Origin of the sequence: Bradyrhizobium sp. STM 3562, assembly GCF_045571435.1 — a bacterium.
Lineage (GTDB): Bacteria > Pseudomonadota > Alphaproteobacteria > Rhizobiales > Xanthobacteraceae > Bradyrhizobium.
Genome location: NZ_CP120694.1, coordinates 1,311,275 through 1,332,077 on the forward strand (window position 1 = coordinate 1,311,275; position 20,803 = coordinate 1,332,077).

A 20,803-nucleotide genomic window follows, 5' to 3' on the forward strand; every position below is an offset into this window, starting at 1 on the left:
GCGAGCGGCTTCGCAGTACGCGCCCGCGTGATCACGATGGACGGGCAAGCGGCACGCTGGTTCGCTCGCCCGGGCGCAGGACGATGTGCCGGTCGTCGACCGCGATGGAGATCGCGTCCGCGCCACTTGGATCGCTCGCCAGCGTTAGCGCATCCTGGGTTATGTCGACGCTCAGCGAATGCTGGCGATAGCGGAGCCGAAATGCAAGCCGGCGCAGTTCGTTCGGCAGCGCCGGATGGAAATGTAATTCTTCGCCGCGCAGCTCCAGCCCGGTGAAGCAGCGTTGCAACAGGTCGATCGTGCCAGCCATGGCGCCGAGATGGATGCCTTCGCGCGTGGTCCCACCCTGAATATCGCCGATGTCGCTTTGCAGAGCTTCCGTGAATAACGACCAGGAGCGCTGCCGGCAGGAGCGCGCCAAAACCCAGGCATGCGCGATCGCGCTCAAGGTGGAGCCGTGCGAGCTGCGCCGCAGATAGTAGTCGATGGTCCTGGGGATCGTGCCGGGATCGAACGCGTAACCGACGCGGTTGAAGAGTTCCGCTAATTCCTCTGCCGAAAACAGATAGAACAGCATCAGCACGTCAGCCTGCTTGGATAGCTTGTAGCGATTGGGCGTGTCGCGCTCCGCCTCAAGGATGAGATCGAGGCGCATGATGTTTGGGTATTTGCGCCGATAGGCATCCCAGTCGAATTCCTGCAGCGCCTCATAGCCCTCGAACTGACTGAGAATGCCGTCCTCATGGAATGGCAGATAAAGCTTGGCGCTGACATGTTCCCAACGCGCGAGTTCCTCCTGATCGATCCGCAGGCTCTGGCACAGCTCGTGACAGCGTTCCTTCGGGAGCAGTTCAAGCAGGTCGAGCGCGCGAGCGATGCACCAGACGGCCATGACGTTCGTGTACGCATTGTTGTCGAGGCCCGGCGTGTCCCGATCCGGATAGCCGTCATGGAATTCGTCCGGGCCCATCACGCCGCGGATGTCATAACGGCCGCTTGCTTCGTTCCATTGCGCGATACTGGCCCAGAACCGGGCAATCTCGAACATCAACTCGGCGCCGAAGGCGTAGAGGAATTCGGCATCGCCGGTGGCCTGATAGTACTGCCAGACATTGTAGGCGACGGCCGCGCCGACATGGCGCTGAAGATGCGTATCGTCCTTGATCCAATTGCCCGACCGCGGGTTGAAGTACATGAGGTCGGTTTCTTCGCGCCCGTCGCTGCCGCTCTGCCATGGGTACATCGCGCCGCGGAATCCGGCTTGCCGAGCGGCCCAGCGCGCCTCATCGAGACGGCGGTAGCGGTAGAGCAGCAAGGCACGGGCGAGGATCGGCAGGCGCAGGTTCAGCAATGGGAAGATGAACAGCTCGTCCCAGAAGATGTGGCCGCGATAGCCCTCGCCATGCCAGCCGCGGGCGGGGATGCCGGCGTCCAGCTCCATGCTGTGGCTGGAAGCCGTCTGGAGCAGATGGAAGAGGTGCAGGCGCGCGGCCAAATGCGCGTCATCCGACTCCTCGCTCGGGGCATCGAGCAGGTCGAGGTCGCTGCGCTCCCACAAATGCGCCCAGACGCGCTCATGGGCTTGCAGAAGTTCATCAAATCGGTCGGCCCTGGCGATGGCGGTGCGCGCGGCGATTTCCGGGTCGGCGATGGCGCGGTCCCTGGAGGTATAGAGGGCGGCGATCTTCTCGATCTCGATGCTGGCACCCGGCACGACATCAAGGACGATGTCATAGCCGACACGCGCCGCTTGCTCGATCGGGTATTTGTCGACGGCGGCATCCAGTCCTCGCACGCTTACGTCCAACCGTGCGGCCTGTGCGATCCGTAGCTGCGACTGCGTCGTCTCCACTTGGAGCAACATGGAGCAAGGTGCAATCGCCGCCGCTTCGCACACGCGTAGATGCTTGCTTTCGAACGCTTTGTAGCGCGGCACGCCGGCATTGGCGACGTCGCCGTCCAGCATGGCGCGCACCGTGAGCCGACCGGACCAGTTCTGCGAGCTGATGGTGACATGCTGGCCCGCGAGGTGCTTGCTGTCCATGTGCACGAAACGGCGCTCGGCGAGGCTGGTTTCCCGCCCCTGCCGGTCGCGTACCCGCATAGTCCGCAAGTACAGACCACGCCGCAGATCGAGCGCCTGACGATACTCAAGGATTTCGACGCGACGCAGGTCGAACCATTCTCCCTCTTCGATTCGGAAGGTCAGTGGCAGCCAGTTGGGGAGGTTGACGAGGTCCTCGTGCTCGACGGGGCGGCCATCGATCACGGTCGTGAGCCGGTTGTAGCCACCGGCAAGATACGTGCCGGGATAGTAAAGATCATCAGCGTGCGCCTCGGCGGCGGCTCCGCGGGTCACGAAGTACCCGTTGCCAACGGCGAACAGCGTTTCGCGACGGCCCTCTAGGGCCGGGTCAAAACCCTCATGAGCAAACAGCCAAGGATCCGGCCGAGCATGGGCCGCGGGATGGCGCGTCTCCGTCCCCGGCCGCGCGATGAACGGATCAAGCCGATGCACATCCGGCTTGGCGGTGAACCGTCGCTGCGTCATCCCATCATCCAATTCCAAATCGATCTGGTTGAGGTCGGCGACAACGAGATCGGCACCGGCATTCTCCAGCTCCGTCCCGTCGCCTGTCCGGTCGATGCCGATGACGAGGCCGAAACCGCCGGCTCGTCCGGCCGTCACGCCGGCGATCGCGTCCTCAATGACGACGGTGCGCTCGGGCGACGTGCCGAGGCGCCGCGCCGCCGCGAGAAAGGTGTCCGGCGCCGGCTTGCCTGGCAGCCCCAAAGTCGCGGCATCACGTCCATCAATGCGAGCGTCGAACAGATGATCGAGCCGTGCCGTCTGCAGGATCTCCTGGCAATTGCGGCTCGCCGAAACCACTGCCGTCTTAAGACCGAGCGCGCGCAGACGTCGGATCAGAGCCACTGTGGACGGATAAACATCGACGCCTTTGCTGCGCATCTCCTGCAGAAACAGTCCGTCCTTTCGCTCCGCGAGCCCGTGGATGGTGTCGACCTCGGGGCCATCGGTCTCGCTGCCTTCCGTGACGTCCACCCCCCGTGCGGCGAGAAAGGCACGAATGGCCTCTTCGCGCGGACGGCCGTCGATGTACCTGCGATAGTCATCGAGCGTGAATGGCACGAAGGCAATGCCGGTGCGGCGCGCACGCTCGTGGAAAAAAACATCGAAGGTTTGCGTCCACGCCTGGAAATGGATGCCCGCGGTATCCGTGACCACGCCATCGAGATCGAAAGCCGCGGCGTCAAATTGCGACGGGACTAAAGCGTTTTTGCGAGACATCTCTCGGCTCACGGAGTGGTTGCCATCGCGCTTGTTCATTTAAGTTAAACGGAGCGGCGCGGCTCCACATACACTGCTGCGCCGAGGAGGCCTGCATGAGGACGCAAGATCTGGTCGATCGGTATGCCGTCCAGGTACGAGCTGAACCGTCCCTTTGCGATAAAAGCGCGGGTCAGCGCTTCCACATCCCACACTGGCCGCAGCCCGCGGCACAGTCCGCCAGTGATGATAACCCCGCCCCCGGTGAGAAGGGTCAAGGCCAGATTGCCTGCCGTGGAGCCAAGGATGGACGAGAAGATCCTAATCGCCTCAAGGCAAGTGGGGCACTTGCCTGCTGCAGCGCGGGCCGAAACGTCTCTTGGATCCTGCACGTCGATGATCTGCCCGTTCATCTCGGCCAGCGTTTTAGCAATCGCCAACAGCCCTGATCCGGACAGCAAGCGTTCAGTTGAGACATGCGCGTATTGGTCTTGGAGACGCAACAGGATTTCCGCTTGGACGCGGTCCATCGGGGCGAATGTAGCGTGTCCGGCCTCGCTCGGCCGACCCACGAGTGTACCCGCATTATTCACTAGAAAGGCAACGCCGAGTCCGGTTCCTGGGCCGATCACGAGGACAGCTTCTTGTGGATCGCGGGTTCCCGACTTCAGCGAACCGATCTCGTCGGGTGGCAGTGCAGCAACGCACAGCGCCTGGGCGACAAGGTCATTGATGACGACCAGCTTGCGCAGGCCAAGGCGCCGGCGCACATCGCTGATCGAGAAGTGCCAAGCGCTGTTGCTGAACGTTATCTCATCGCCCAACACAGGGCCTGCCACGGCAAGCACCGCCTCGTCCGGCCGGGGAACGCCGGACAGATAGTCCTCCACTGCCTCGAGAAGGCTGGGGTATTGAGCAACGGGCAGCTTGCGTACGTCGTATGGCTGCGTACCAGGCTCCGCAATCGCAAACCTCGCGTTGGTTCCGCCAATGTCTCCGACGAGTCGCATGGCGCTCATCCTCTAAGGATGGTAACCTTTGATCTTCTATTTCCAGGCGAGAAGGCTTGCGACATGATACAGCAGCCGGAGGTAGTCTCAAAGCCGATCGTTACACTGACGCTGAACCCGACCATCGATCTCGCGTTTCAGTCGAATGAGATCAGACCGATCCGTAAGAACCGTGCGGTAGAACAACGCATTGACGCAGGCGGTGGCGGCATAAATGTCGCGCGCGTCCTGAAGGAGCTGGGCGCCGAAGCCTGCGCCATTTACCTGGCTGGCGGCGCAACTGGTCTCGTCCTGAACGAGCTTGTCGCGAAACTGGACGTGCCGGCAAAATGCATCGACATAGCTGGCGGCACACGCATCAGTTTTACGGTCTTCGAAGAGATTTCGGGACTGGAATATCGTTTCGTAAGCGAGGGCTGCACCCTTCTCGAACCCGAGTGGCAATCGGCTCTATCGCACCTCAGGGAATCCGATGCGGACTACGTCGTCGCGAGCGGCAGCCTGCCGCCCGGTGTTCCCATCGATTTTTACGCCCGCCTGGCGGGGATTGTGCGGAGCAATGGAGCACGCTTGATCCTCGATACGTCAGGACCCGCGCTCCAGGCGGCACTATCGGCAGGAGGCATTTATCTCGCCAAGCCCAGCCTTGGGGAGTTCGAGACGCTGACACACCGAAAGTTTGAAAGCGCCGGGGAGCTTGTCGATGCGGCGTCGTCTTTGGTTGCCACTGGCGCTATCGAAAACCTTGCAGTCACCATGGGACGTGATGGCGCATTGCTCGCACATCCATCAGGCACGTTGCGCCTAAAAGGTCCCAAGGTGAAGCCATTGAGCGCCGTGGGGGCGGGCGATAGCTTCGTGGCGGGCATGACTTTCGCGCTCGCACGCCGACAAAATGTTGAGGACGCGTTCATGCTCGGCATGGCCGCGGGAGCCGCTGCCGTCCTGACCCACGGCACCCAATTGTGCCGTCGGGAGGATATCGAGCGTCTCCATGCGGAAGTGATGGCCGAGCGCCTATCCATGCAGGCGACGTAGCGCGCTGCGAGCCCCGTCGCGCGTTTTCGGAATTGTTACTCTACTCGGCGGCGTGAGCTCGACGTCGCAGCCGCTCCGTAACTGAGCCTGGCCCGGATAACCGGGTGAACACAGACCAAACGGGGACAACCAATGGGCGCAGTGGCAGACGCGACCAGGACGACTGGCCTCATAGCTTGGCATGCGATGTCCGCCAACGACGTTGAGAACTCGCTTGCCACCAACTGCGAAAAAGGTCTCGATCCCGCCGAAGCAGCGAGGCGCCTGCAAACGTATGGGCCAAACCGGTTGCCGGAGGGCAAGAAGCGGGGGCCGCTCATGCGGTTCTTGTCTCAGTTCAACAACGTTCTGGTTTACGTTCTGTTGGGTGCCGGCTTCACGAAGCTTATGCTCAATCTGTGGGTCGACGCGTCGATCATCTTCGGCGTCGTCATCCTCAACGCGCTGCTCGGATTCATACAGGAGGGCAAGGCCGAGAAAGCGCTGGATGCGATCCGCAACATGCTGTCCGCTGAAGCTCGAACCGCGCGCGGCGGAGAGACGCGCATGATTCCCGCGGAGCAGCTCGTTCCGGGAGACATTGTGCTCCTTGAGTCGGGCGACAGGATCCCCGCGGACATGCGGCTTGCCGAGGCGAAAAACCTGCGGACCGAGGAGGCAGCCCTCACCGGCGAGTCCGTGCCGGCCGACAAGAGCACAGAAGCTGTTTCCGATAATTCCACGGTCGGGGATCGGGAATGCATGGCGTTCTCTGGAACCATGGTCGTGTCCGGGCGTGCAACCGGCGTCGTCGTCGCGACGGGCAGCGAGACCGAGCTCGGTCGCATCAACGCGCTGCTCACCAGCGTGAGCGCGCTCGAGACGCCACTGCTGCGCCAGATCAAGAAGTTCGGCTACGTCATCACCGCGGTCGTCGGTGCTGTGGGCGTGCTGGTGTTCGCCTACGGCAAGTGGGTGACGCACATGGACTTCGTTGAGCTGTTCCAGGCCGTGGTCGGCATCGCCGTCTCCGTGATTCCCGAGGGGCTGCCAGCCATCATCACAATCACGCTCGCGATCGGCGTTCAACGCATGGCCGAGCGCAATGCCATCATCCGGCGGCTGCCGGCGGTGGAAACGCTGGGGTCGGTATCGCGCATCTGCTCGGACAAGACCGGCACCTTGACGCTCATGGAAATGATGGTGGTGTCCGCCGTCACCGCCGAAGCGGCCTATCATGTCACCGGGAATGGCTATGCCCCGGAGGGTGAGGTCAAGAGGGACGAAAAGCCCGCCGACAAGGAGCCGGTGCTCACGCTGATGGGACGCGCCTCCATGCTGTGCAACGATGCGGAGCTGCTTCAGGAGCAAGGCACCTGGAAGGTGGAGGGCGATCCCACGGAGGGGGCCCTCTATCCGTTCGCAATCAAGCTCGGCTTGGACCGGCGAACCGAGCAGACCGCGTTTCCGCGCATCGACGCCATTCCTTTCGAGTCCGAGCACAAGTTCATGGCGACGCTTCACAGGTCTAGCGACGACGGACGGGAATGTCTTTTCGTCAAGGGCGCGCCCGAGGTCATCCTTGAGCACTGCGATCGACAGCAGACCATCGGCGGTCAGCCGGTGCCGCTCAATGCCGCGCATTTCCTGCAGGCTGCCGACATGCTTGCCGGTCAGGGCGAGCGTGTGCTCGCTCTCGCATGGCGGGAGAACCCAGGCTTGAAGACGGGAAACCTCGCCCCCGCCGACCTGCCGAAGGACCTTGTCCTGCTCGGCTTGATCGGTCTTCTGGATCCGCCACGCAAGGAAGCCATCGAGGCGGTCAGGGAATGCCATGGCGGTGGCATTCGCGTGACGATGATCACGGGCGATCACAAGATCACTGCTGCAGCGATCGCCAAAATGCTGGGTATTGGCGACGGCAGGACGGCAATCAGTGGCGCCGAGATCGAGGAGATGAACGAGGCCACCTTGCGGGAAAAGGTTCGCAACGTCGATGTCTTCGCGCGGGCGAGCCCCGAACACAAGCTTCGCCTGGTGAAGGCTATCCAAGCCAACAAGCAGATCGTGGCAATGACAGGCGACGGCGTGAACGATGCACCCGCGCTCAAGAAGGCCGATATCGGTGTTGCGATGGGGATCAAGGGCACCGAAGTCACCAAAGAGGCTGCGGGAATGATCCTGGCTGACGACAACTTCGCCTCGATCACCGCAGCCGTGAAGGAAGGCCGCACCGTCTACAACAATATTGAAAAGGCCATCCTGTTCATGCTGCCGACCAACGTGGCCCAGGCGCTTGTCATCATGGTCGCGATCTTTTTCCACTTCACAATGCCGATCACGGCTCCGCAAGTCCTTTGGGTCAACATGGTAACGTCGGTCGCGTTAGGACTGGTGATTTCGTTCGAGCCGCACGAGCTCGATGTCATGAACCGGCCGCCTCGCGCGGTGGATCGGCCCATCCTGACCGGCTTTGGCATCTGGCGCGTGCTGTTCGTCGGCTTCGCGTTGCTTGCGGTCACCCTGTGGGCGTTTTTCTGGATGAAAGCGCAAGGGGCCTCGGACGAGCTCGCCCGGACGGCCGCGGTCAACATGATCACGATCGGCCAGGTGTTCTATCTCCTGAACAGCCGCTACCTGCTGGACAGTTCATTGTCCTTCACCGCGCATCTCGGCAATAAATATCTGCCGCTCGGAATTGCCGCAGTCGTGGTTCTCCAACTGATTTTCACCTACGCGCCGCCGCTGCAAGCGATGTTCGGCAACGAAGCCATTCCGATCGGGGCTTGGCCCTGGCTCCTCGCGGCTGGACTGGCATTCTTTCTCGTTGTGGAGGCGGAGAAACTCGTCATCCGCTCGTCGGCTTGGTTGCGCAGGGCGGTGACTGCGGTGGAGGCTGGAGCACGGCTTCGTCAGGTGACTTCCGCGTGAGGAGCGCGACGCATGCAGGTGAGTAAAAACTAGTGAGACAGGAATACGGGAATTGCGATCCTTGCGCCAAAGATATCCCGTGTTGCGCTACCGAGCATCAGCGCGCGCTCGAATCCATGTGCGAATGCGCCCATCACAAGCAGATCGGCCTCTGTTTGGCGCGCGTAGGCTAAAAGGGTCGCACCGACGTTCAGAGTCTCACGATTGATCGTGCTGAATTTGGCATCAACGTGCCAGCGCGCCAGATGGCGGCAAAGCGCGGGTCCAGAATGTGGCGTTGAAAACGCCTTGTCATCAATGACCGACACGACGAGGACCTCACGCGACTTAACGAGAAGGGGCAAGGCGTCGTGCACCGCGCGAACCGCTGAGCGTGTTCCGTCCCAGGCAATCACAATCCGGCCGCCTGCAAGCAAAGGCGTGTTCGGCGGCACCAGAACAATTGGCCGACCACTGCCAAACAGGGCTGCCTCGACCAGTTCTTTGCGAGGCGAATCGAGCGGTCCGCGCACATCGATAATCAGGATATCGTGCACCTGGCTGCAACGGATCATTCGTTCGCGAAGCGAAGCCGGCTCATTCTCGGTCGATAGAATGTCACAGGATACGCCTGCATCCCGCGCCGCCGATTGAACGAGCTCCGCCGTTCGTGCCACCCGTTCACTTGACGACGTTGGCGTAGCGCTGGCTCGCTCGACCTGCCGGATGTCCGGTTCAGGCGCCAAGTCGCGGAGATCGGTTTCGATGTCCGCAATCAATGCGGACAGATGCGAGCCGTACGTGCGAGCCAGGGCGATCGCGTAGTGCCCTCCGCCGGATAGATCATCTCTGCACGCCGAAGGCGAAAGGAAAACGAGTATGTCCTTCATGTTTCACCCCCATGCAAATCAAAAAGTCCAAATTCATTTTCAGTAGCGGGGATTCGTATAAGCCGTGCCAACTCGCTCCCCGACGACCGACAATTGGCCGAACGGAAGCTTGCAAACCAACTTGTAGGATGACCAGACGTTCCAGATCGGGAACGTGCACGCGCGACGCGGCAATCTGACCGTGCTTCAGGCCTAGCAGCACAGAGCACTGTGGGGCGTTTTGGCTGGTGCACCTTGTCACAATCCGCTTGCCGGGATGGCGCTGGCGTACCAGGACTGAGCATCAGCCTGTCAAAGGCGATCCGGCGAGTAGCCCATACAACCATGCGATGTACGAGCCGGCGCAAAAATGCTAATACTGGCCAACAAGACCGACGCGGAAGCGTCGGTGGTTGAGCAGCAAGGAGGGTGTCATGCTCTTCGAGGGAGGCTTCACCTTTTCAAACTTTCTGATCGATGTGCTGACGATATTCGCCTTCGTGGTATGGTTCTGGTTCGTCATTACAATCTTTGCAGATCTCTTTAGACGTCACGATATTTCGGGGTGGGCAAAGGCCATCTGGGTCATTGTCCTGATTTTGACCTCCTATCTCGGCGTGATCGTTTATTTGATCACTCAGGGGCGAGGCATGGCCGAGCGCAATGCGCAACAGGCGCAGGCGGCTCGCGACGAATTGCGGCGCGTGGTTGGATTCAGCGTTGCCGACGAGCTTGGAAAGCTGGATCAGCTCAGGAAAGCAGGGTCTATCACTGAGGGCGAATTCACGCGTCTTCGCGCGAAGCTGGTTCAATAGCGGCGGTCCTTCCTTCGGCGTCGCTGGAGCGACATCGCTGCATCGGAAGAAGCGGCATCCTGGGTGCAATTCCTGCCTGATCGGGCCGGGGCAGAAAGGGTCATATCGCCATGCGTCGTCGACGGGCCAAGATCGTCGCAACCGTTGGACCGGCCAGCGCCTCGCCGGAGATGCTCAAGGGGCTGTTTCTCGCGGGTGTGGACACATTCCGTCTCAACTTCAGCCACGGAACCCAGGATGATCATGCGAAAGTGCATGCCGCGATCCGTGCGCTCGAGCGGGAGATGCAAAGACCGATCGGCATTTTGATGGACCTGCAGGGCCCAAAAATCCGCATCGGTACACTGCGCGACAAGAACATCACGGTTCGGTCCGGGGAGTCCATTCGCTTCGTTCGCTCCGGATCGGAAGGGGACCGTTCAGCGATACCCTTGCCGCATCCGGAAATCTTTGCAGCCCTCGCGCCCGGGGACGATCTTTTGATCGACGATGGCAGAGTGCGCGTTCGCGCGAGGCGCCTCGGCAAAGACGAGATCGAGGCCGAAGTGATTGTCGGTGGGGCGATCTCGAACCACAAGGGCGTCAATCTGCCCGGAACGATGCTCGATCTGTCGCCGCTCACCGCAAAGGACCGTGCCGATCTGGAATTCGGCTTGCGCCTTGGCATGGACTGGGTGGCTCTCTCATTCGTGCAGAAGCCGTCGGACGTGATCGAAGCGCGGGCCCTGATCGGCGAGCGCGCCGGGCTCATGGCGAAGATCGAGAAGCCGGCCGCACTCGAACGGATCGATGACATCATTCAGGCGTCGGATGCGATCATGGTCGCGCGCGGCGATCTCGGGGTCGAGATTCCGCACGAGGAGGTCCCCGGTCGCCAGAAGGAGCTGGTGCGCGCCTGCAGGCTCGCTGTCAAACCGGTGATCGTTGCCACTCAGATGCTCGATTCCATGGTAGCGGTCCCGACGCCTACGCGCGCCGAGGCCTCGGATGTTGCAACCGCGATCTACGACGGCGCGGATGCCGTGATGTTGTCGGCGGAGTCGGCCACGGGCCGGTACCCGCGCGAAGCCGTGGAAATGATGGACCGCATCATCCGCAGCACCGAGCAGCACAAGATGTATCGCTCGATCATCGAAGCGACCCAGCCCGACGAGGAAAAGACGCCGCCACATGCGGTTGCGGCCGCGGCGGCTGACCTGGCCTCGGCGATCCATGCTGCCGCCATCGTCGCCTATACCTCGAGCGGGACGACAGCCGCACGCATTGCGCGCAAGCGGCCGAGAGTGCCGATCCTGGCCACCACACCGAGCGTGGAAGTGGCCCGTCGTCTCTGCCTGTTGTGGGGCGCGCACAGCGCTGTTTCCGCGCACGTGCAAAGCTACGAGGAGATGGTCAGTCATGCCACCGAGCTTGCCAAGCGGGAGAAGTTCGCCGGTGCCGGCGATAATCTGGTGGTCGTTGCCGGCATGCCATTAGGTCAGGCCGGAACGACCAACAATCTGCGTGTCGTTTCGGTCTCCTGATCCCTTAAAAGCAGGTGAGCACGTCCGTAGGGCTGCGCACCCGCCGCGATGACGGCGACCTGACGATAAGCCGGCGGCAGCCGCGTTGGAGATCATCCCCGCAGCGAGGTGGTTGCGAGGAGCGCGATGACTGCGGCTTCAGTTCAAAGGAGCCGATTTCTCGTCTGCGAGGCGGTTTCGATCTCACGCCGTCACCGCTCTACCGTAAGGTGCATTTCCGTGTTAAATGAAGCACCTGGCGGAGGCCCTGTCCGCGGAGAGCCCGCAGCGTGGAAATTGCAATCAGAAAAACACCTAACCCCACGGGAGTCTCGAAAACTAGAGCATGATCCGGAAAAGTGTGAAGCGGTTTTCCGAAAAGATCATGCTCAAACAAGAATCGAAAGCGCGATGGCGATTCGACCTAATCCGATCGCGCTTTAGGGTGCGAAACCTTGCAGGGAGGTTGAGATGTCGCGTTCCAAGTTGGCGCTTATGGCGATGCTTCTCTTAACGGGCTTCGTTCTTTGTCCTCAAGATCCTGCCAATGCTGCCAAATTCTGTGCGCAGTTGAGAGGGGCGACAGCCGCAGGACAGCCTGACTGCTCGTTTTCAACACTGGAGGCATGTCGCGCGCGCGTAAGGCATAGGGGCGGCGGGCACTGCTACAAACTGACCCACTAGCCCGGCGTGCAGATGCATGTCCCGTGTCGGCGTTGCGGACGCATCCTGGTTCGGTGCGGCCGCGCGATCCGCACACGGTTTCAACCGCGCGGCCACTCGTCGTGAGCGACGAAACGTGCGTGTCTGGTGAGCTAGCCCAACGGGCAACTGGCGACGCGAAGGCGTGGTAAGTCATCATCGATTTATGGTGGGCCCGGCAGGACTCGAACCTGCAACCAGACCGTTATGAGCGGCCGGCTCTAACCATTGAGCTACAGGCCCCCGAGGCATTCCGCCTGGCGGTGCGGCCTTCGTTTACAGGGCTGCAGCCCCCGGTGCAATGGTGCGGGCGCGGGGGCGGGAATGGGAGCTGTGCGCGGCCCTTGGGCGCGTTCCAGGCGGCCAGCTTCGAAGGCCGGTTCTCAAACGTCACCCGCCGCCAACACCGGCTCAGGCAGCTTCCGTTACCAGGGTGACTGCATTCCGGCGCCAGGCCTGAGTTTCAGGGCGAGCCGCGCACGATCGCTGCTGTGCCGCGGTCGGCCTGCGTCACCATATGCAAAATGCTGGTCCGATTGCGTCCCGCTTTTTTCGCCGCGTAGAGCGCCGAATCGGCCGTCGACATGAGCCGGTCGAGAACGGCCCCTTGTTGAACCTGGCCGACCGAGATCCCGGCGCTCGCGGTGGCCATGATTTCAACGTCGTCATGCAGGATCGCCGCTTCGGCAAATGCGGCCCGCACGCGATCGACGATGAGCCTTGCTTCGTTGATGGTCGTGTCAGGCAGCAACAGCGCGAATTCCTCCCCGCCGATCCTGCCGAGAATGTCGCCCCGGCGGATCGTGCGCGCGGCGCGCTCCGCGAACTCGGCAATGACCTTGTCTCCGGCAGGATGGCCATAATTGTCGTTGATGGCCTTGAAAAAATCGATGTCGAACAGAGCAATCGCAACTTCGTGCGACTTGCCGGAGAGCCTGGCGAGCTGGGCCGCGCTCGCTTCGAAGAAGCCGCGTCGATTGAGGATGCCGGTCAATTGGTCGTTCATCGCGAGATCGCGGAGGCGGCGTTCGGAGCGTTCGCCGATCATCAGGATCCCGAGAACGACGATCGCGACCATTGCGACGGCGGATTGGAAGGGCGCAAAAGTCAGCCATCCCCGCACCGGCCCCTGGCCGACCTCATCGCGCATGGCAAAGAGGGCGATCGCCTGGCTGTAGCTGACCACCGTCTCAAACAGGCAGATCAGGGCGATGCAGAGGCGGGGCGAGAGCCCCCTGGAAGACGAGCGCCACAGGTCGAGGCCGATCAATAGCGTCGCGGTGCCGATCGCGAGATTGAAGTGCATCTGCCGCAGCGCAAAGCTTTGGTAGACGAAGGGCAGGCCCAGCGCCCAAATGGACGGCGGCAGCAAGGTCAGTCTCGGCAGCGCTCGCTTGTCGAAAACGCGCAGTCCCGACCAGAGCGCGCCGGCGCCAAACAGTGCGAAGAACCCGGGAACGCCGAGGGCAGTGAGATAGGGCAGCGCCTGGCGTTGCGCGGCAAGAACGACGCCCAGCCCGGAGAGCAAAAATCCGAGGATCCACCAAGAATAGGATCTCGTCGAGCGATCCCGTATCCATGTGATCACGATGATCAAGCAGCCGATCGCGCATGCGGCTTCAGCCAACAGCCCGACGGTGAACATATCGAACAAGGACCACACTCCGGGCCTTTTTTCCAAGGGATCACCTAGTCGCCCCACATTAATGGAGCGAGAGCTGATTCACTACAATTCTATCGATTGAAGTTTGTGATAAACGCCTGCATCGGTCCGCATGCGGTGCAGGGAGAAACCACGAGAGATCGGAGTGGGTCGGCGCTTGCGTCGCTCGGTCGGATCGCTGCCTTCAATCCACCGATACGCCCGCGAACTCCACCACCTTGCGCCATTTCTCGGTTTCATCGGCGATCAGCTTGCCAAACTCCGCCGGCGTCATCGGCTTCACGATGCCGCCGGTCTCGGCGAGACGCGCCACCAGTTTCGGATCCTTCAAGGCTTCGTTCACCGCCTTGTTGAGCGCATCGACGATCTCTGGCGGCGTGCCCTTGGGCGCTGAGATGCCATAAAAGCCGACGGACTCGAATCCAGGGACAGTTTCGGCGATCGCGGGAATGTCCGCCACGCCGGGCCAGCGCTGCGGCGAAGTCACCCCGAGCGCGCGGACGGTGCCGCCGCGCGCCTGTTCGAGCGCGGAAGGCAGGTTGTCGAAGATCAACTGCACCTTGTTGGAGATGATGTCGGGCATGGCGACCGCGGAACCACGATAGGGCACATGCACCATCTCGCATTTGGTCATCGCCTTGAACAGCTCCGCGGACATGTGCACCGAGGTGCCGTTGCCGGAGGATGCAAAGGAGATCTTGCCGGGATTGGCCTTGCAGTAATCGATGAACTCCTGAACGGTCTTCACCGGCATCGCATTCGAGACGATCAGCATGTTGGTGAGCTGCATGATGCTCGCGACCGGCACGGTGTCACGCAGGAAATCGAACGGCAGACGCTTGTACAGCGAGGTGCTGATCGCGTTGTTGGGCGCGACGAACAACAGCGTATAGCCGTCCGGCGGCGCATTGATCGCAGCCGCGGCGGCAATGTTGCCGCCCGAGCCTGCGCGATTTTCGACGATGAATTGCTGGCCGAAACGGTCCGAAAGCCATTGTGCCATGATCCGGGCCACTGTGTCGACCGGTCCGCCCGCGGCAAAGCCGATCAGCCAATGCACCGGCCGGCTCGGATAAGTGTCGGCAGCAGACGGCGCGGTCCCACCAGCCAGTGCGACGACACAGGCGAGGCCGGCCAGAGCGCCGCGCAGGCTTGCGAGCATGAATTCCCCCCGATCATTTCTTCTTGATGCCCCATGCTTTCATAAATTTCCGCGCTTGCCTACACGTCGCGCCCGGTCATGATCGGACATCTTGACGCGCGGAAATCGGAACGCCGATGCCAAGAACCACAATGAGCCGGCTTGTTTGCGCTGCGATACTGATGCTGAACGGACCAGCCGTCGCCCAAGAGGGGGGCAAGACCATTCCGAAGACTCCGGTCATTCTGGGAACGGCGACGCCCGGCGGCGGCTTCCCGCTCTATGGCGACGCCTTTGCGCAAGTGATGAACGCGGCAGATCCCACGCTGGCAATCGAGCCGCGCAACACCAAGGGCAGCAACGAGAACATTCCGCTTCTCGAACAGGGCAAGCTCGACATTGGCCTGGTGGCCGGCGAGCCCGCTTACGAAGCCTTTCTGGGGCTTGCCGGGCGACCGAAGACGAATGTCAAAATCCTCACCGCGATGTATTCCTCGCCGGGGATGTTCGTGGTGCGCGCCGACAGTCCCTACCGATCGATCCGCGACCTCGTGGGGCAGCCGGTTGCGTTCGGCGCCAAGGGCTCCGGCCTGCCGATCCTGTCGCGCTATATCCTCGATGGTCTGGGTCTAAAGCAGGACGAAGACTTCAAATCGATCTATCTCGACCGCGCCGGCGATGGCCCCGCGATGGTGCTGGACGGGCGCGCCGCCGCGCTCTGGGGCGCCGGCATCGGCTGGCCGGGCTTTGCGGCGGTGGCATCAAGTCCGCAAGGAGCGCGCTTCATCGCGCCTGGCGCCGACGAGATCGCGCGCATCCGCGCCAAGCACAGTTTCTTAAAGCCGCTCTCCGTGCCGGCCGGCAGCTATCCCGGCCAGACCGCGGCGATCGCGTCCGTCGGCTCCTGGAGTTTTGTGCTCGCGCGACAAGACCTTCCGGATGATGTCGCCTACCATCTCGCCCGCACGCTGCACGGCGTGGAAGGCACGTTATGTCAAAACTTGGCGCAGGCCTGCGAAACAACCGCAGCGAACACGGTCGCCGCAGCGCCCGATGTGGCGCTGATCCATCCCGGCGTGCTCAGATATTTCCGCGAGATTGGAATCGTAAAATAACTCGCCGTCGTCCCGGCCAAGCGACTTGTCCGCCGTAGCTCGAAGAGCGAAGGCGAAAGCGCAGAGCCGGGACGACAGCGGCTTTGCAGCGAGCCCCGCGCCTTTACTTCTTCACCATCGAACACGCCGGATCGGGCGGGCCGAAGGCGTCCTCGCCGGAGATCTTGGCCAGGACCTTGTAATAATCCCAGGGATATTTGCTCTCGTCCGGCTTCTTGACCTGGACCAGCCAGAGGTCATGCACCATCAGATTGTCCTCGCGCAAGCGGCCGTTGCGGGCGAAGAAATCCTCGATCGGCTTCTCGCGCATCTTCGCCGCGACCTTCAGCGGATCGTCGGTGCCGGTCTCCTTGATCGCCTGGAGATAATGCATCACGGACGAGTAGACGCCGGCCTGCCACATCGTCGGCATGCGGTTCATCTTGGCGAAGTAGCGCTTGGACCATTCGCGGGTCTTGTCGTCCATGTCCCAATAGAACGAGGTGGTGAGCAGGAGCCCCTGTGCGGCCTGCAGTCCCAGACCATGGATGTCCGTGATTAGCGCGAGCAACGCCGCCATCTGTTGGCCGCCCTGGAACACGCCGAACTCCGAACCGGTCTTGATCTCGTTCATGTTGTTCGGCGGACCCGCTGCGATACCGATGATCTTGGCTTTCGAAGCCTGCGCCTGCAGCACGAATGAGGAGAGATCAGGCGTCGCGAGCGGCGGCCGCACCGAACCCAGCACCTTGCCGCCATTGGCGGTGACCACGCTCGAGGCGTCGCGCTCCAGTGAATGTCCGAACGCGTAATCGTCGGTGATGAAGAACCACGTGTCGCCGCCGCGCTTGACCACCGCCCGTGCGGTGCCGACCGCGAGCGCGTGCGTATCGAACACCCACTGGATCGCATAGGGCGAGCAGAACTTGCCGTGGAAATCCGCCGTGCCGGTCGAATGGGTGATGAAAAGCTTCTTCTTCTCGTTGGCGATGTTCTGCACCGCGAGGCCAACGGCGGAGACCGGCACGTCGACAATGAGATCGACCTGTTCCGTGTCGTACCAGCGCCGCGCGATCGCGCCGCCGATATCCGGTTTGAGCTGGTGATCGCCGACGATCACGCTGATCGGCTTGCCCAGCACCTTACCACCGAAATCGTCGACGGCCATTTGGGCCGCCGTGACCGAGCCTTGGCCGGTCGGTGTCGAAGCCGGGCCGTTCATGTCGGTCAGCACGCCGATCTTGACCACGTCGTCGGATATTTGTGCGTGCGCAGCCGGCGCGGCCAGCGTCGCGACCGCCAGCGCGGCAAGCACGATTCGTGTTGCGGATGTCACGTCTTGTCCTCCCCGGATGATGACGGCCGTGTTTTTCGTTGTTTTCGGCCATGCTGGCTTTAGCTGCAAATTGGTTGTATTTGCAACTAATTCTTCGTCGGGGTCGAGCTGCTTGCCGGCCGTCAGGCCGCGAAGCGAATTTGCCCCGCAGGCGTGGTGTCATAGCCGGAGAGGTCGGCTGCCCGCTGCTTCATCCGCCTGCTGGAGAGAAAGCCGATCAGCGCCTGCATGCCGGGACGGAAATAGCTGCGCTGGCGCATCAACAGGTCGAAATCTTCCCAGAGCAGGGGTACGAAATCGAGGCCGGCTGACCTGGCCGCGGCGCGGGTGGCAATGCCGCAATCGGCTTGGCCTGTCGCGATCGCCGCGGCAAGATCGGGTCCCGTCAGGCAGGGCGGCTCCAGCCGGCGCAAATCTTTCAGCGAAGCGCCGATGCGCGTGAGCAGCTCTTCGAGCAGCAATTGCGCGCCGGCGCCCGCTTGCCGCACCGCGATTTTGGCTCCGGACGCCAGGACATCGGGAAGACTGTGCAAGCGCTTCGAGTTGCCGGACGCGACCAACAGCCCTTGTTCGCGCCTGGCAACGCCGATCAGCACGGCGTCATGCAGCCCCGGCATCGCGCGCACGGTCGCAACGTTCGGGTCTCCGGCGCGGTTGTCCGAGACTTCATCGCCGTGGAAATGGATCGCGGTGGCCGTCACCTCGCCGCGCAGCAAGCGGTCGACGCCGCGCGTGGTGCCTTCGTTGAGCGAGGCCAATCCGGAACCCGACTCGCGCAGGCTCCATTCCAACAGATCGTCCTGGCTGCCGCCGACGATCGGCGGAGCATCGGCGGCCATCATGCCGGCCGGCCGCGCCAGCCCCGAGAGCACCCAGAGATCGAGCTCGTGACGCGGAAACAGCCATTTGCCGGTCACCTTGCTGCAGGGGATGGCGCCGGAGGTCACGAGCTCATAGAGCTTGCGCTCCCCGAGCCGGAGGTATTCCGCTGCCTCGCTGGTGGTCAAAAATTCCATCCTGCATTTCTATGCATATTTATGCTTAGGCTCAACCAATTGACAAACCGCGGAATCTTTGCCGAACAAGGCCGCGGGAGGAGCCATGCCGGACCACGCAAGCGCCTGGGACCTGATCTTGAGCGGCGATGCGGCGCTGTTTGCCATCGTGCGGCTGTCGCTGGCCGTGAGCCTCTCCGCAGTCGCGTTGGCGGCTCTTATCGGCATGCCGTTGGGAGCGCTGCTGGCGCTGACGCGATTTCCCGGCCGGCCCATTCTCGTGGTCCTGCTCAATGCGGCGATGGGCCTGCCGCCGGTGGTCGTAGGGCTCGCCGTCTATCTCCTGCTGTCGCGATCCGGGCCGCTTGGCGCGATGGGGCTGTTGTTCACGCCGAGCGCGATGGTGATCGCCCAGACCATTTTGATTGCGCCGATCCTGGCAGCGCTGACGCGCCAGACCGTCGAGGATATCTGGGCCGAGTATCGCGATGAACTCGGTGCGATGAATGTGGGTCCGCTCTCCCGCGTGACGACGCTGCTGTGGGATGCGCGCTTCAGTCTGCTCACCGCGCTGCTCGCCGGCTTTGGCCGCGCCGCTGCGGAGGTCGGCGCGGTGATGATTGTCGGCGGCAATATCGACGGCTTCACTCGCACAATGACAACTGCGATCGCGCTGGAAACGTCCAAGGGCAACCTGCCGCTGGCGATGGGGCTCGGGCTGATCCTGGTGGCGATCGTGATCGCAATCAATGCCGCGGTCTGGGGCACGCGTCTCTGGTCCGAACGGCACGTGGGCTGATCATGCGCGCGCCTTCGAGCGATCTGCCGCTGGTTCTGGAGAACGTCTCGCTGCGGGCGGGCGCGACCGCGATCCTCGACGGCCTGAATTTGACGATCACGCAAGGGGCGCCGACGCTCCTCATCGGACCGAACGGCGCGGGGAAGACCAGCCTGCTGCGGCTGTGCATGGGTCTCACGGCGCCGTCCTCCGGCCGCATCACCTGGGGCGGGCGCCTTGATCGCGCGCCGACGCGACGCGCGATCGTGTTTCAGCGCCCGGTGATGCTGCGCCGCTCGGCGTCCGCCAACATCGCCTATGCGCTCGCGCAAGCGGGCGTGCCGCGCAAGGATCGCGCATCGCGCATTGACGATCTCCTGCAGCGCGTCGGGCTCCCCGAGCTGGCGCACCGACCCGCGCGGCGGCTATCGAGCGGGGAGCAGCAGCGGCTGGCGCTCGCACGCGCGCTGGCACGCGATCCCGAGATCTTGCTGCTTGACGAGCCCACCGCCAATCTCGATCCCGCCGCCACGCGCGGCGTCGAAGAGATCATCCAGATGGTGGCGTTGTCGGGCATCAAGGTGGTGATGGCCTCGCACGATCTCGGGCAGGTCCGGCGCCTTGCCGGCGAGGTGATCTTTCTGTTGCGCGGGCGCCAGCACGAGCGCGCCCCGGCACGCGACTTTCTCGACCATCCATCGTCCGCGGAGGCGGCCAGCTTTTTGCGCGGCGATCTCGTGATCTGAACGTGAAGGACCAGGAGATGTCTCGGCTCACATCCTCTCTGCTTGCGGGCCTGTTGCTCGTCATTGCGAGCGCCGCGAGCGCGGCGGACCGCTCGATCGTGGTGGCCTCGACCACCTCGACCCAGGATTCCGGCCTATTCGGCTATCTCTTGCCGATCTTCAAGCAAAAGACCGGCATCGAGGTGAAGGTGATCGCGCAAGGTACGGGGCAGGCGCTCGACACTGCGCGGCGCGGCGATGCCGACGTCGTGTTCGTCCATGCCAAGCCGCAGGAAGAGAAGTTCCTGGCCGAAGGCTATGGCGTGAAGCGTTATGACGTCATGTACAACGATTTCGTCCTGATCGGGCCGAAGAGCGATCCCGCCGGCATCAAGGGCAAGGACATCGAGACCGCGCTGAAGGTGATTGCCGAGAAGCACGCGCCGTTCGTTTCGCGCGGTGACCGCTCTGGGACGCACACGGCCGAGCTGAACCTGTGGAAGCAGTCCGGCATCGACATCGCCGCCGCCAAGGGCCCCTGGTACCGCGAGATTGGGCAAGGCATGGGCGCCGCGCTCAACACCGCAAACGCCATGGGCGCTTACACGCTCTCCGATCGCGGCACCTGGATTTCCTATCAGAACAAGGGCGATCTCGAGATCGTCGTCGAGGGCGACAAGCGGCTGTTCAACCAATACGGCGTGATGCTGGTGAACCCGGAAAAATATCCGCATGTGAAGAAGGAGGACGGCCAGGCTTTTGTCGACTGGCTGATCTCGCCGGAGGGACAGGCGACGATCGCGGGTTACAAGATCAACGGCCAGCAGTTGTTCTTCCCCGACGCTGGGAAGGGGAGTTGAGATCCGTCATTGCGAGGAGCGAAGCGACGAAGCAATCCAGCGTCTCACGGGTGGCTCTGGATTGCTTCGCTTCGCTCGCAATGACGTCCTTGCGGCG

General features: G+C 62.5%; 15 protein-coding genes and 1 tRNA gene. 8 read left to right on the forward strand and 8 right to left on the reverse strand.

The features are described 5' to 3' along the window. Positions 1–31: 31 nt before the first annotated feature. Both P6U23_RS06130 and glk read right to left on the reverse strand, forming a co-directional pair. Positions 32–3,310 carry a beta-phosphoglucomutase family hydrolase gene (locus P6U23_RS06130; RefSeq protein ID WP_407178678.1) on the reverse strand — a complete coding sequence of 1,093 codons (3,279 nt, stop codon included), beginning with the start codon at positions 3,308–3,310 and terminating at the stop codon, positions 32–34. A 44-nt stretch (positions 3,311–3,354) separates the two neighbouring features. Continuing rightward, positions 3,355–4,299 (reverse strand): glucokinase, encoded by a 945-nt coding sequence (gene glk / locus P6U23_RS06135; protein ID WP_407178679.1) that lies wholly within the window; start codon positions 4,297–4,299, stop codon positions 3,355–3,357. A gap of 63 nt (positions 4,300–4,362) precedes the next feature. Between glk and P6U23_RS06140 the strand changes: the two genes are divergently transcribed. Further along, on the forward strand, positions 4,363–5,337 hold the full coding sequence (locus tag P6U23_RS06140; RefSeq protein WP_407178680.1) for a 1-phosphofructokinase family hexose kinase: 975 nt from the start codon (positions 4,363–4,365) through the stop codon (positions 5,335–5,337). A gap of 186 nt (positions 5,338–5,523) precedes the next feature. Next, entirely contained in the window at positions 5,524–8,247 is a 2,724-nt protein-coding gene (locus P6U23_RS06145) for an HAD-IC family P-type ATPase (protein ID WP_407181346.1), read from the forward strand. 29 nt (positions 8,248–8,276) lie between these two features. On the opposite strand, the gene P6U23_RS06150 is transcribed toward P6U23_RS06145, so the two are convergent. After that, complete coding sequence (locus P6U23_RS06150; RefSeq protein ID WP_407178681.1) at positions 8,277–9,116, reverse strand: universal stress protein; 840 nt, start codon at positions 9,114–9,116, stop codon at positions 8,277–8,279. 392 nt (positions 9,117–9,508) lie between these two features. Between P6U23_RS06150 and P6U23_RS06155 the strand changes: the two genes are divergently transcribed. Together P6U23_RS06155 and pyk are read left to right on the forward strand one after the other, a co-directional pair. Beyond that, positions 9,509–9,910 (forward strand): SHOCT domain-containing protein, encoded by a 402-nt coding sequence (locus P6U23_RS06155; protein WP_407178682.1) that lies wholly within the window; start codon positions 9,509–9,511, stop codon positions 9,908–9,910. A 110-nt stretch (positions 9,911–10,020) separates the two neighbouring features. Further along, positions 10,021–11,433, forward strand: coding sequence for a pyruvate kinase (gene pyk / locus P6U23_RS06160; protein ID WP_407178683.1), 1,413 nt, complete (start codon positions 10,021–10,023; stop codon positions 11,431–11,433). An 848-nt stretch (positions 11,434–12,281) separates the two neighbouring features. Here pyk and P6U23_RS06165 read toward each other — a convergent pair. From P6U23_RS06165 to P6U23_RS06175, 3 genes are all read right to left on the reverse strand, one after another. Next, positions 12,282–12,357: transfer RNA gene (locus P6U23_RS06165), tRNA-Ile, on the reverse strand. 220 nt (positions 12,358–12,577) lie between these two features. Continuing rightward, a complete protein-coding gene (locus P6U23_RS06170) occupies positions 12,578–13,759 on the reverse strand; it encodes a GGDEF domain-containing protein (protein WP_407181347.1) in 1,182 nt (393 codons plus the stop codon). Positions 13,760–13,961: 202 nt separating this feature from the next. Then, positions 13,962–14,939, reverse strand: coding sequence for a Bug family tripartite tricarboxylate transporter substrate binding protein (locus P6U23_RS06175; protein WP_407178684.1), 978 nt, complete (start codon positions 14,937–14,939; stop codon positions 13,962–13,964). Positions 14,940–15,100: 161 nt separating this feature from the next. Here P6U23_RS06175 and P6U23_RS06180 point away from each other — a divergent pair, with 161 nt between their 5' ends. Then, the gene (locus tag P6U23_RS06180) at positions 15,101–16,033 is read left to right on the forward strand and encodes a TAXI family TRAP transporter solute-binding subunit (RefSeq protein WP_407178685.1); all 933 of its coding nucleotides are present in this window, start codon (positions 15,101–15,103) and stop codon (positions 16,031–16,033) included. A gap of 103 nt (positions 16,034–16,136) precedes the next feature. Here P6U23_RS06180 and P6U23_RS06185 read toward each other — a convergent pair whose 3' ends face one another. Both P6U23_RS06185 and P6U23_RS06190 read right to left on the reverse strand, forming a co-directional pair. Continuing rightward, a complete protein-coding gene (locus P6U23_RS06185; RefSeq protein ID WP_407178686.1) occupies positions 16,137–17,348 on the reverse strand; it encodes an ABC transporter substrate-binding protein in 1,212 nt (403 codons plus the stop codon). Positions 17,349–17,470: 122 nt separating this feature from the next. Further along, complete coding sequence (locus P6U23_RS06190) at positions 17,471–18,364, reverse strand: substrate-binding domain-containing protein (protein WP_407178687.1); 894 nt, start codon at positions 18,362–18,364, stop codon at positions 17,471–17,473. An 85-nt stretch (positions 18,365–18,449) separates the two neighbouring features. Here P6U23_RS06190 and P6U23_RS06195 point away from each other — a divergent pair, with 85 nt between their 5' ends. From P6U23_RS06195 to P6U23_RS06205, 3 genes are read left to right on the forward strand one after another with little or no spacing between them, the layout of a single operon-like run. Next, entirely contained in the window at positions 18,450–19,142 is a 693-nt protein-coding gene (locus tag P6U23_RS06195; protein ID WP_407178688.1) for an ABC transporter permease, read from the forward strand. A 2-nt stretch (positions 19,143–19,144) separates the two neighbouring features. Continuing rightward, positions 19,145–19,867: an ABC transporter ATP-binding protein gene (locus P6U23_RS06200; RefSeq protein WP_407178689.1), complete on the forward strand. Its 723-nt coding sequence runs from the start codon at positions 19,145–19,147 to the stop codon at positions 19,865–19,867. A gap of 17 nt (positions 19,868–19,884) precedes the next feature. Beyond that, positions 19,885–20,706, forward strand: coding sequence for a substrate-binding domain-containing protein (locus P6U23_RS06205; protein WP_407178690.1), 822 nt, complete (start codon positions 19,885–19,887; stop codon positions 20,704–20,706). Positions 20,707–20,803: the final 97 nt, after the last annotated feature.

What these genes read in the sequence shown, in the direction of transcription:
- P6U23_RS06130 (WP_407178678.1), bottom strand. Translation starts at nt 3,310, where the DNA reads ATGTCTCGCAAAAACGCTTTAGTCCCGTCGCAATTTGACGCCGCGGCT.
- glk (WP_407178679.1), bottom strand. Translation starts at nt 4,299, where the DNA reads ATGCGACTCGTCGGAGACATTGGCGGAACCAACGCGAGGTTTGCGATT.
- P6U23_RS06140 (WP_407178680.1), top strand. Translation starts at nt 4,363, where the DNA reads ATGATACAGCAGCCGGAGGTAGTCTCAAAGCCGATCGTTACACTGACG.
- P6U23_RS06145 (WP_407181346.1), top strand. Translation starts at nt 5,524, where the DNA reads ATGTCCGCCAACGACGTTGAGAACTCGCTTGCCACCAACTGCGAAAAA.
- P6U23_RS06150 (WP_407178681.1), bottom strand. Translation starts at nt 9,116, where the DNA reads ATGAAGGACATACTCGTTTTCCTTTCGCCTTCGGCGTGCAGAGATGAT.
- pyk (WP_407178683.1), top strand. Translation starts at nt 10,021, where the DNA reads ATGCGTCGTCGACGGGCCAAGATCGTCGCAACCGTTGGACCGGCCAGC.
- P6U23_RS06170 (WP_407181347.1), bottom strand. Translation starts at nt 13,759, where the DNA reads ATGTTCACCGTCGGGCTGTTGGCTGAAGCCGCATGCGCGATCGGCTGC.
- P6U23_RS06175 (WP_407178684.1), bottom strand. Translation starts at nt 14,939, where the DNA reads ATGCTCGCAAGCCTGCGCGGCGCTCTGGCCGGCCTCGCCTGTGTCGTC.
- P6U23_RS06180 (WP_407178685.1), top strand. Translation starts at nt 15,101, where the DNA reads ATGCTGAACGGACCAGCCGTCGCCCAAGAGGGGGGCAAGACCATTCCG.
- P6U23_RS06190 (WP_407178687.1), bottom strand. Translation starts at nt 18,364, where the DNA reads ATGGAATTTTTGACCACCAGCGAGGCAGCGGAATACCTCCGGCTCGGG.
- P6U23_RS06195 (WP_407178688.1), top strand. Translation starts at nt 18,450, where the DNA reads ATGCCGGACCACGCAAGCGCCTGGGACCTGATCTTGAGCGGCGATGCG.
- P6U23_RS06200 (WP_407178689.1), top strand. Translation starts at nt 19,145, where the DNA reads ATGCGCGCGCCTTCGAGCGATCTGCCGCTGGTTCTGGAGAACGTCTCG.
- P6U23_RS06205 (WP_407178690.1), top strand. Translation starts at nt 19,885, where the DNA reads ATGTCTCGGCTCACATCCTCTCTGCTTGCGGGCCTGTTGCTCGTCATT.